2 protein-coding genes are annotated in these 2,051 nt (G+C 60.2%); both read left to right on the plus strand.

Annotated features, from left to right (window positions below):
- Window positions 1-1,061 (plus strand): restriction endonuclease subunit S (locus NFX52_RS29910; RefSeq protein ID WP_252635985.1); only part of this gene is annotated, 1,061 nt, incomplete at its 5' end.
- A gap of 194 nt (window positions 1,062-1,255) precedes the next feature.
- The coding region (locus NFX52_RS29915; protein WP_252635986.1) for a Fic family protein at window positions 1,256-2,051 on the plus strand (796 nt) is incomplete at its 3' end.

A 2,051-nucleotide genomic window follows, 5' to 3' on the forward strand; every position in this document is an offset into this window, starting at 1 on the left:
CAACGCTGAGCCAGCGCGCAAACAACGCGATCGTCGCCACGCAAACTGCATCCACCTTCTTCATCATGCCCGCGATATTCGCGGGACATGTGGCTCAACTCAAGATGCCTCGGCTGGACGCTTACGGAACAGGCTCAACCGTGAGCAACTTGCGTATTCCAGTGCTTGAAGCGCTCAAAGTGCCAACGCCCCCGCTCAGTGTCCAACGCGAAGTTGCAGAAGTACTGGGCTCAATCGACGACCGCATCACCCTCCTGCGCGAAACCAACGCCACGCTCGAAGCCATCGCCCAGGCGCTGTTCAAGTCCTGGTTTGTCGATTTCGACCCCGTGCGCGCCAAGATGGAAGGCCGTGCCCCCGAAGGCATGGACGAAGCCACCGCCGCGCTGTTTCCCGATGCGCTGGAGGAGTCGGAGTTGGGGTGGGTGCCGAAGGGATGGCAGGCTGGTTCGCTAGACACCATCTTTGAGCTCAACCCAAAGCGCACACTCAAAAAAGACGTTCAGGCGCCGTACTTGGACATGGCAGGTGTCGCCACCAGCGGGCATTGCGCAGACACCCCGATTTCACGAGCCATGGGCTCTGGCTCCAAGTTTCGCAATGGCGATACGCTGTTGGCTCGCATCACGCCCTGCCTCGAAAACGGCAAAACGGCGTTCGTAGATTTTTTGGAAGACGGTGAGACCGGCTGGGGGTCCACCGAGTTTCTGGTGCTGCGCCCAAAAGCGCCTTGGCCCGACTACTACGCCTATCTTCTATGCCGTCACCCGGCCTTTCGCGAATACGCCATCCAAAGCATGTCGGGCACCAGTGGGCGGCAGCGTATTCAGAACGACGTTTTAGGCCGCTACTTGCTGCCAATTGCGCCCGACTCTGTTGCAGTAGCGTTTGGCAGCATCGTTGAACCCATCCAACAAGCCATAGCAGCCAACCACCAAACAGCCCAAACCCTCTCCACCCTCCGCGACACCCTGCTCCCCCGCCTGATCTCCGGCCAGTTGCGCTTGCCCGAAGCCCAGGCCGCCACCGAGGCCGCCCTAGGCGGAGCGCTGCAGGCATGATCGCTCCGTTTTTTATAGCTGCTAGCGCTTATCCATAAAGCGCTAGCGTTCTTTTTTGCTCAAAAATTTGCTCCAAGCACAGGCGTTGGCGGCCACTTGTTCACCGGGTCCATGAAAGCCCGCTTGCATACCGCGCTTTCATATTAAAGAATGCTTTAATACCGCAGCCGCTTATTAAAGATTGCTTTCATACGATGCGCAGCACCGGCACCTTCATCACATCCACCACACTCGGCGAGCCGGTTCAGGCGTTTGTGCCGCATGCACTGCCCCCCGCCAAACCGCCGCTGGCCCCTGAGTCGTTTGCAGCGGCCAACCACGCGGCGGAAATGGCTCTGGCCCGCTTGGCCGGGGTGGCAGGGCTAGTGCCCTCTGTGGACTGGCTGCTATACAGCGCCATTCGCAAAGAGGCGTTGCTGACATCGCAGATTGAAGGCACGCAAGCCACTCTCACGGATCTGTTCGACGACGAAGCCGGTTTTGCTGTGAGCAACACCGACGATGTGGAAGAGGTGACCAACTACCTGCGCGCGTTCAGGCTGGTGCAGCACAACCTGCGTGACCCGGCCGGCCTGCCCATCAGCGTGCGCCTGCTGTGTGACGCCCACCGGTTGCTGCTCAGCGGCGTGCGCGGCACGGGCAAACAACCCGGTGAGTTACGCCGCTCGCAAAACTGGATTGGTGGCACCCGGCCGGGCAATGCCGTGTTTGTGCCGCCTCCGGCCGAGCGTGTGGCAGCGCTGCTGGGCGATATGGAGCAGTTCATTCACCAAGCCCACAGCCCATTGCCGCCGCTGGTCAAGATTGCGTTGGTGCACGCGCAGTTTGAAACCATTCACCCGTTTCTTGACGGCAATGGCCGCATTGGCCGCCTGCTGATTGCCGCACTGCTGGAGCATTGGGCTTTGCTGCCAGAACCCTTGATGTACCTGAGCGGCTACCTCAAACAACACCAGGCCGACTACTACCGCCACCTCTCCACAGTGCGTA

Origin of the sequence: Acidovorax facilis (assembly GCF_023913775.1) — a bacterium.
In the GTDB taxonomy this organism is placed as follows: Bacteria; Pseudomonadota; Gammaproteobacteria; order Burkholderiales; family Burkholderiaceae_C; genus Acidovorax; species Acidovorax facilis.